The sequence below is a fragment of the Paraburkholderia sp. genome (assembly GCF_035656215.1).
Lineage (GTDB): Bacteria > Pseudomonadota > Gammaproteobacteria > Burkholderiales > Burkholderiaceae > Paraburkholderia.
On sequence record NZ_DASRSY010000137.1, the window covers coordinates 1 to 7,431 of the forward strand.

Consider the following 7,431-nt stretch of genomic DNA (forward strand, 5'->3'; position numbering starts at 1 on the left):
GACCAAGACTTCTGCAGCTGCAAACTCGCCGAATGCGCGCCGAGCGGCGCGAATTGACCTCCCACAGTTTGGTTCACTCTCTTTGACAGTTGTCAGGATCAGCGCGACGACGTCGTGATCCCGTGATCCGTAGAGGCCGGAGCGAATCACATTGGCAAAGCGGTGACCGGATACATCGCGCAAAACGGTCACGGCGAACGGAGGCAGTGCACCGACTACCACCCGTACTCGCCTGTCGAGAGCCCGACGTGCGACATAAGACGATCACGCACACGCGGCTGAGGTGAGGCACGCCGCGCCGCAAGAGACCGATCCGGCGATTCGCGTCGGCGCTTACCTGAGCAGCGCGACATCAGTGGGACGTTGCCGCGTGAACTGATGTTCAAGGCGAATCCGCAACCCCAGATCAAGCAGCAGGAGCTGCTCACGCAGGAAGCGAACGCGAAGCTCGCTAATCCCCTGCAAACTGATCCGTTGATCCAGTACCTCTCCCCGGCGTGCTATCGCCCAGCCGGAAATGGACGTCTGCTCGCATTTCACGCAGCCCAGAACCTGGGCAACGACATCAAGATCTGGAACGGAAGCGACGTTCAGGATATGGGTCAACCGGAAACCTGGCAGACAACTCTCGAAGTTGTCTTCGGTGTCGTCAACCCGGCTACGTAAAGTCGGGGAGAGTATTTCGTGAGGCATCGCTACTCCGGAGGGAAATAAGTCGAACCGGTGCAAGCCATGCCGCTCCCGCTTCGTTGCCGACCATCGGCCGCATCGCCTTACGGCTTCCACCTTGCCCGGGAGGGGCAGGTTGGCGTCGGGGTTTTTCCGACTCTTGATGCAGTACTAATAATAACAAGAATTCGGACACTGTGGCTCGTGCATTCGCTGCTACTCGAAACGATGGTGAGAGCAGCGCCTAGCGTTCCGACCTGCCCAAAGATGCTACGAACTACCAATCGCCACCGTGGCACAGCCCCTTCAGGCGTCGCTTTGACGGACTGGCCATTGCGCAGGCGTGAATTGCCGTCACTTCGCGGCAACGCCGGGCGACCGCGCCAACATATATCCGGTCAAAGGCTATTCGATCACCGTTGACCTCGACGATGAGCCCAGCCAGCACGGTGCGCCGTGGGTCAGTCATCCTTGATGACGCCGCGCAAACCGTCACGAACCGGCTTGGTGTGAATCGCTTTCGCGTGGCGGAAACGGCGGAGTTCAACGGGTTCAATCGTGGCATCCGGGCGGGACCGCATCCAGCCGCTCGTCGGCCGGACGTGTCGCCATTCCAGCACTGTCCACACGTCCAGGGTGGTTCCGTGGAGCGGCCTGCGGCCGATGCTACCCAGCATGTTGCCGAAGGTTGCGGCGGGAAGCACCGGGCGTGTATTGCAATACCGGGCATGGTCACCTGGCCAGACCCCGTCCGCCCAAATGGTGGCCGACCTGATCAGGGGTAATTCAGGCTCTAAGGAACAAATGCCCGGCGGCCCGAAGCCGGCGGGGAGCGATCGTCAGCCATCGCCTGGAAGACTATCCGTCACAGCGTACTCTGCAGATCCGGGCCGGCCACGGGTGCGGACTTTTTTGGGAGGCGTGAGCCCGACTGACAGCATGACGGAACAGCCGCACGGTTCAACACCGAGCGGCCCATCCTCATGCGGGCAACGACGACCCGGATGCGAGTTGCCGCGCGCCGCGAAGGAGCAAAGAATGATCCGAACCGACAAGAAATAGCGACACACCCTGTTCGCGCCAAACCGCGATCTCCTTCTCGTCGCCGACAAACATCCCCAGCGGTTTGCCCGCGGCGCGCGCGGCGCTGCAAATGCTGTGCATCGCGTCAATCACACCAGTCGCGGCCGGACTGTCCTCGCCCATCGATACGGCCAGATCCACGCGTCCAATGAAGTACGCATCGATCCCGTCGACGGCCATCAGTTGCGGCAGCACGTCCAGCGCCTGAGCATCCTCGATCTGCGCAATCACGGTGACCTGCGCGGCGCTCTCGCGCAGCTGTTCGGCCATCGGTCGTGTTCCATACCCGGCCGCACGCGTCGAGCCGGCATAGCCCCGTCCGCCCACCCCCTGCCGCCCGTAACGCGCCGCTCGCGCGATATCGTGCGCCTGCTCCGGTGAACTCACGTGCGGCACCTGCACGGCGGTCGCGCCCATATCGAGCGCGGAAAGGATCACGTGGGGCATTGCTGTTTCGACGCGTACGATCGAGGGCATCCGGTATGCGCGCGTCGCCAGCAGGCATGTATCGAGTTTGGACCGATCGAACGGCACGTGTTCCGCATCGAAACATAGTGCGTCGAGGCCAGACATCGACAGCACTTCGGCCACCGTGTAGTCCGTGCTCTTCACAAACGTGCCGATCAGCAGTTCGTGCTTTTCGAGTCTGGATCGGAAATTCTCTGGGTAAGTGCTTCGCATGAGTTCTCGCTTCGAGTCGGGTTCAGGGCAATCTGGAAGGCGTCGCGGCTAGTGTCGCGTGGGGTTGGACGATGTGCACCAGCCATTGCAGGAGCAGTCGGTTCGTCTCATCCGGCACCTGTAGTGGAATCAGATGTCCGGCTTCAGAGAGGGCCTCGAACGTCGCGTCCGGTATCGCTGCAGCCATCTGCTGCTGGGCATGCAGTCCGCAGATCCGGTCGTGTTTTCCCGCCATCACCAGGACAGGCACGTTGATCGAACCGAGTAGTGGCCGGTAATCATGTCGCGTGGCGAGCGCTGCCGACTGTGCACGAAAGCCGTCGAGTCCGATCGAGCTGGCCATGCTGATGATGTCCGCAACGAATTCCTCTGGCCGCTCGGCGTTGCTGTCGCAGTAGGCGCGGGCCAGCTGCTGGGCGACGAAGGGCATCCCGTGCCCGACCGCGTCCTGAATCTGTCTGTTCCGCGAAGCGTGACGCGCCAACGTGTCGGGCAAAGGATTGGTCGCAAGCAGCGCCATTGCGGCCACCCGCGGCCTCGCTGTGCGCCAGATTTCGAGCGCGACCATGCCGCCCATCGACAGGCCGATCGGCACGACCCGGGCATCCGCCTCGACGCTGGACAGCGCGTGCTGCGCCATCGCGCCGATCGTATCGGCGCCGTCATACTGCGCGACGACCACCGGCCCCACCGCGCGAAGTGCGTCGATCTGTCCGGCCCAGACACGCCCGTTGCACAGCGTGCCGGGCAACAGCAACAGCGTCAGTGGCCCGTTCATGACCACTCAGGCGCTCCCGGGTCCTCGCCGGCGCGCGCAACCAGCACGCTCACCGGATCAGTGCCCTCGTTTTTGAGCGCGCGGCCGGTATGACGCGGGATCGTCAGCGTATCGCCGCGGTTCAGCGTGATGCGGGCGCCAGCGGCGTCCTCGACCGTCAGCGCGCCACGCTGGACGATCAGGACTTCCGCGCAGGTCCGCCGATGCATCCGCACACTGGCACCGGCCCGCAGGTCGAGCCGGCGCAGCGTGAACCCATGCGGGTCATTAATCGGGCCGGCCTCGATGCCGTCGGCAGACGCCGCGCCAATCACCGGAATCTCGTTCACTCCGTCGCGCTGCAAGCCGCCGTGCGCCGCGGTGGCCGTCGCGTTAGCGAGCACGATGCGCCTCCGCATTTCCCCGGCAGATGGCGTGCGGATATAGGCGAGCTGCTCGCGCGTCGAGGGGGCAACCGGTTGTGCGCCGGGCGGCACGGTCTCGCCTTCGGTGATGTCAATTAACGTGCCGTTCTCGAGCAGGACGAGACCGTGCCCGCGCGCCGTCTCGATCACCTGGGGCGCCCAGTGCACGCGTCCGGGGTCGTCGCCGCCCAGCAGGCTGAACATGAATCCGATATCGTCGCCGATATTTTCAAAGCCTCGAAACACGTGAACCGGAATCGAGATCGTGTCACCCGGCCTTACCACGACTTCGCCGGCATCGCCGTGCTCGCCCCAGAAGAAACGCCACGTTCCCGTGTGGATCATGAAAACTTCGGCGGTATCGTGACTGTGCAGCGAATTGGTACAGTGCGGCGGCTGGCGCGCCCCCCCTACGTTAAAGCCATGTGGCTCGCGAATGTGCACATGCTGGTGCGGGTTCTCGGCGACGCCCGGTCCGATGATCGTAAAGTTTTCCTTCCTGTCACTGCCTGGGCTGCGCGCATCGATAAACGCGTTCGTGCAGGGGATCAGGTCGGCGAAGCGAACGAGCCGCCCGTTCCAGTTCAGCGGCGGGGTGTTGGGGTGTTGCATCTTTGCTCCGTCTTGTATTTCCACAAAGTCATCCGGACCCGGTCGCATCCGATGGGTGCCCATCAATTCGCGCCAGGACTGATCAGATCCGACATCGCGCCCGCATAAAGCTGCGCTGCCGCACCGACCGTGTCGAGCCAGCAGGCGAAGGTGATCCTGCCGTCACGGCGCCCGCACCATGCGAAAAGCGGAACATCCACCAGCGTGCTGGCGCCGGCATGCCCGAGCACGCCGTCGCCCGCGTAGTGTCCACGCCAGCGTGCCCGCACAAAAGCGTCGTGGTCCCTGCCAAGCGTCTGTTCGATGAAAAGTTCGCCGTCGTCGAAGCTGTCGAGCCACGCACGAGAGAAGTCAACCGCCTCGGTCAGCACGCTCCCGTGCCAGACCGAGCCCGCCCTCGTGATCGCCCCGGCGTCGAAACGGCGCAGACAGGCATCGAGGTGCGAGACCGCGTGCGCGATCAGGTCATTCGCCGCGTCGGCTTGCGCAAGCGTCGAGACGAGCGGTCGCGCCAGCAGCTGGCCGAACGCATGAACGGCGTCGCCTGGCGGCGTCAGACGCGGTGCCAGGCGTTGTGCGTGGACGCGTGCCAGCGTGTCGATCGGCTCGCCGGCGCGGCTGCAGATCGTCGCCAGATCGAACGACCACCACATTTCGACCACGCGTGCGTCGACGACCAGCCACTCGACGATGCAATGAAAGCCCTGATCGCTCGACGCGGAGGTCGTCGCGCTGACCGTAAATGCCACGCGCGAGGCCTCGCCATCCTCCACTTCGACCAAGGCGTCAACCTCGGCCGCGAGCGTTCCAAGCGGCGCCAGTAGTCGCAACATCGTCCGGTGCTCGCGCAGCACCGCATCGCGGCCAAATGTCTCGCCTGCGGTGCCATGCAGACGTATCGCATGCAGGTAGACGTCCGCGAGTGAGGGCATCGACTGGTTCACCAGAAAGTCGCGCACCCAGCGTTGCGCGGCCTCCCGTCCGTTCCAGGACTGCGTGGACATATGGTTCTCTCCTTTAACCTAGTGGACGGCCGCCATCGATCGGAATCACCGCACCAGTCGTGAACGTCAGCTGGGTTGCCAACACGACGACCGCAGTAGCGACCTCGTCGGGCATTGCCAGCCGTTGCAGCGGCGTGCGCGCCGTCTGCTCGGCGCGCCACGCCTCGTCCAGTCCCCGGACGAATTCAGTGTCGACCAGCCCGGGCGAGACCGACACCACCCGGATTTCGGGTGACAGCGCACGTGCGAGCGACTTCGTCAGATTGTCCACCGCGGCTTTTGATGCGCAATACGCGATGTTGCTTCCCATCGCAGTCTGCGCGGCGATCGACGAGATGTTGACCACCAGACCCCGTCCATGCTGTGCCAGCAGTGACTGGAAAGCCCGCACGGACGCGATCGCCCCGCGCACGTTGGTCGTGAAGATCTGGTCGATCAACTCATCGTCCAGCTCGTCAAGGGCGCGATGAGCAACATAGCGCGTCATGCCCGCACAGTTGACCAGTACATCAAGCCCTCCGAACTCCGCGGCCACGCGCGACGCGAGCTCACGCAGGCCGTCGCTGTCGCTCACGTCGCACTCCACGGCGCGATGCGGCTGCCCGGCGACGCCGGGCAGCTGCGCGGCCAGCGCATGCGCCGCCTCGGCGCTGGTGCGATAGCCCACCAGCACCGTCGCGCCAGCGTCCGCGAGCGCGGTGCTGATCGATCGGCCGAGCCCGCCAGCACCGCCCGTGACCAGCGCGACATGGCCGCTCATCGCGAGGGTCATTGCTTCCATCTCCGCACGCGGATATCAGCCTGTTCCTTGTGCCCTGAGAAATGTTCAAGCTCGCACAGCCGCGAACACACTTCGCCAATCGCCACCGATGCTTCGTCGGTCAGCACGCGCTGATATGTATGGGTCTTGATGAACTTGCCGACCCAGAGGCCGCCCGTGTAGCGGCCGGCCTTGCGCGTCGGCAGTGTGTGATTGGTGCCGATCACCTTGTCGCCATACGATACATTGGTACGCGAACCGAGGAACAGGGCACCGAAATTGGTCATCCGTTGCAGGAACCATTCGGGATCGCGCGTCATCACCTGGACGTGTTCGGAACAGATCCGTTCGGCTTCCGCCAGCATTTCTTCCTCCGTGTCACACAGAATGATCTCGCCATAGTCCCGCCACGCGACGCTGGCAACGGGCGCTGTGTCCAGTCGTGCAAGCACGCGTTCGATCTGCCCAGGAAGTTCCTGCGCGATCCGCTTGCTGGTCGTCAGACAGACAGCTGGAGAATTCGGCCCATGTTCGGCCTGTCCCAGCAGGTCGACGGCGACGAGTTCTGCATCGACCGTGTCGTCGCAAATGACCAGCGTCTCGGTCGGCCCCGCGAGCAGATCGATGCCTACCTTGCCGAACAGCTGGCGCTTCGCCTCCGCAACATACGCATTGCCCGGACCCACGATCATATCGACCGCCTCAATGGTCGCAGTGCCCAGCGCCATGGCAGCAATCGCCTGGACGCCACCGAGCACATAGATTTCGTCCGCTCCGGCGAGCGCCATCGCGGCGACCATCGCCGCCGATGGCTTGCCTTCGAACGGTGGCGCACAGGCAATGACCCGCTTGCAGCCCGCCACCTTGGCGGTCAGTACGCTCATGTGTGCGGACGCGAGCAGCGGGTATTTGCCGCCCGGCACATAGCAACCGACCGCGTTGATCGGGATATTCCGGTGACCCAGCACGACACCCGGCAGCGTCTCTACCTCGACGTCGCGCATCGACAGCAACTGGATCTGCGCAAAACGCCGGACCTGTGTCTGGGCGAACAGGATGTCGTCGATCGCCTGCTTCGGTAACGAATCGATACACGCCTGGATTTCAGCGTCGCTCAGACGGAAGGTCGGGCGGTCCCAGTGGTCGAATTTCGTCGCATATTCGCGTACTGCCGCGTCGTCGCGCTCGCGGATGTCGGCGATGATCGACTCGACCGTCTGACGCACGCCGGCGTCGATTTCCGAGCGCTCATCCTCCGACTTACCTTCCTTAATAGTACTAATCATAACTGTCATCTCCACATGTGAATTGATGATTCCGAGTCCTACGCAGCTGTTTGCTGCGGGACCATGATTTGCCTTAGCACCGCAAGTTCATCGAAGACGCTCCACTCCTCGATGATCTGGTTCTGGTAGATCCGTCGATGTGTGACCCCCAGGA

Annotated in this window: 8 protein-coding genes, 1 pseudogene and 1 riboswitch; of the genes and pseudogenes, 2 read left to right on the forward strand and 7 right to left on the reverse strand. The window is 63.5% G+C overall.

What is annotated here, in order from left to right; translation table 11 throughout:
• The coding region (locus tag VFE81_RS07935) for a hypothetical protein (protein WP_325044072.1) at window positions 1-222 on the reverse strand (222 nt) is incomplete at its 3' end.
• 156 nt (window positions 223-378) lie between these two features.
• Between VFE81_RS07935 and VFE81_RS07940 the strand changes: the two genes are divergently transcribed.
• Complete coding sequence (locus tag VFE81_RS07940) at window positions 379-666, forward strand: hypothetical protein (RefSeq protein ID WP_325044073.1); 288 nt, start codon at window positions 379-381, stop codon at window positions 664-666.
• A 69-nt stretch (window positions 667-735) separates the two neighbouring features.
• Window positions 736-841: riboswitch (SAM-I-IV-variant riboswitch) on the reverse strand.
• Window positions 842-1,003: 162 nt separating this feature from the next.
• Window positions 1,004-1,444 (forward strand): annotated as a pseudogene (locus tag VFE81_RS07945) (FAD-dependent oxidoreductase); the annotation flags it as partial.
• Window positions 1,445-1,650: 206 nt separating this feature from the next.
• On the opposite strand, the gene VFE81_RS07950 reads toward VFE81_RS07945, so the two are convergent.
• From VFE81_RS07950 to hisD, 6 genes are all read right to left on the reverse strand, one after another.
• Window positions 1,651-2,433, reverse strand: coding sequence for an HpcH/HpaI aldolase family protein (locus VFE81_RS07950; protein WP_325044074.1), 783 nt, complete (start codon window positions 2,431-2,433; stop codon window positions 1,651-1,653).
• Between the two features lie 22 nt (window positions 2,434-2,455).
• Window positions 2,456-3,211, reverse strand: coding sequence for an alpha/beta hydrolase (locus tag VFE81_RS07955; RefSeq protein ID WP_325044075.1), 756 nt, complete (start codon window positions 3,209-3,211; stop codon window positions 2,456-2,458).
• Window positions 3,208-4,227: a cupin domain-containing protein gene (locus VFE81_RS07960; RefSeq protein WP_325044076.1), complete on the reverse strand. Its 1,020-nt coding sequence runs from the start codon at window positions 4,225-4,227 to the stop codon at window positions 3,208-3,210. Before VFE81_RS07960 ends, VFE81_RS07955 begins: the two co-directional genes overlap by 4 nt.
• Window positions 4,228-4,289: 62 nt before the next feature.
• The gene (locus VFE81_RS07965) at window positions 4,290-5,231 is read right to left on the reverse strand and encodes a hypothetical protein (protein ID WP_325044077.1); all 942 of its coding nucleotides are present in this window, start codon (window positions 5,229-5,231) and stop codon (window positions 4,290-4,292) included.
• Between the two features lie 13 nt (window positions 5,232-5,244).
• Window positions 5,245-6,003, reverse strand: coding sequence for an SDR family oxidoreductase (locus tag VFE81_RS07970; protein WP_325044078.1), 759 nt, complete (start codon window positions 6,001-6,003; stop codon window positions 5,245-5,247).
• Window positions 6,000-7,277, reverse strand: a complete 1,278-nt coding sequence (gene hisD, locus VFE81_RS07975; protein WP_325044079.1) for a histidinol dehydrogenase — start codon at window positions 7,275-7,277, stop codon at window positions 6,000-6,002. The genes VFE81_RS07970 and hisD overlap by 4 nt, the downstream gene beginning before the upstream one ends.
• Window positions 7,278-7,431 lie beyond the last annotated feature (154 nt).

Coding starts and splice junctions, on each gene's coding strand:
- VFE81_RS07960 (WP_325044076.1), bottom strand. CDS start 4,227: ATGCAACACCCCAACACCCCGCCGCTGAACTGGAACGGGCGGCTCGTT.
- VFE81_RS07965 (WP_325044077.1), bottom strand. CDS start 5,231: ATGTCCACGCAGTCCTGGAACGGACGGGAGGCCGCGCAACGCTGGGTG.
- VFE81_RS07950 (WP_325044074.1), bottom strand. CDS start 2,433: ATGCGAAGCACTTACCCAGAGAATTTCCGATCCAGACTCGAAAAGCAC.
- VFE81_RS07970 (WP_325044078.1), bottom strand. CDS start 6,003: ATGACCCTCGCGATGAGCGGCCATGTCGCGCTGGTCACGGGCGGTGCT.
- VFE81_RS07940 (WP_325044073.1), top strand. CDS start 379: ATGTTCAAGGCGAATCCGCAACCCCAGATCAAGCAGCAGGAGCTGCTC.
- VFE81_RS07955 (WP_325044075.1), bottom strand. CDS start 3,211: ATGAACGGGCCACTGACGCTGTTGCTGTTGCCCGGCACGCTGTGCAAC.
- hisD (WP_325044079.1), bottom strand. CDS start 7,277: ATGATTAGTACTATTAAGGAAGGTAAGTCGGAGGATGAGCGCTCGGAA.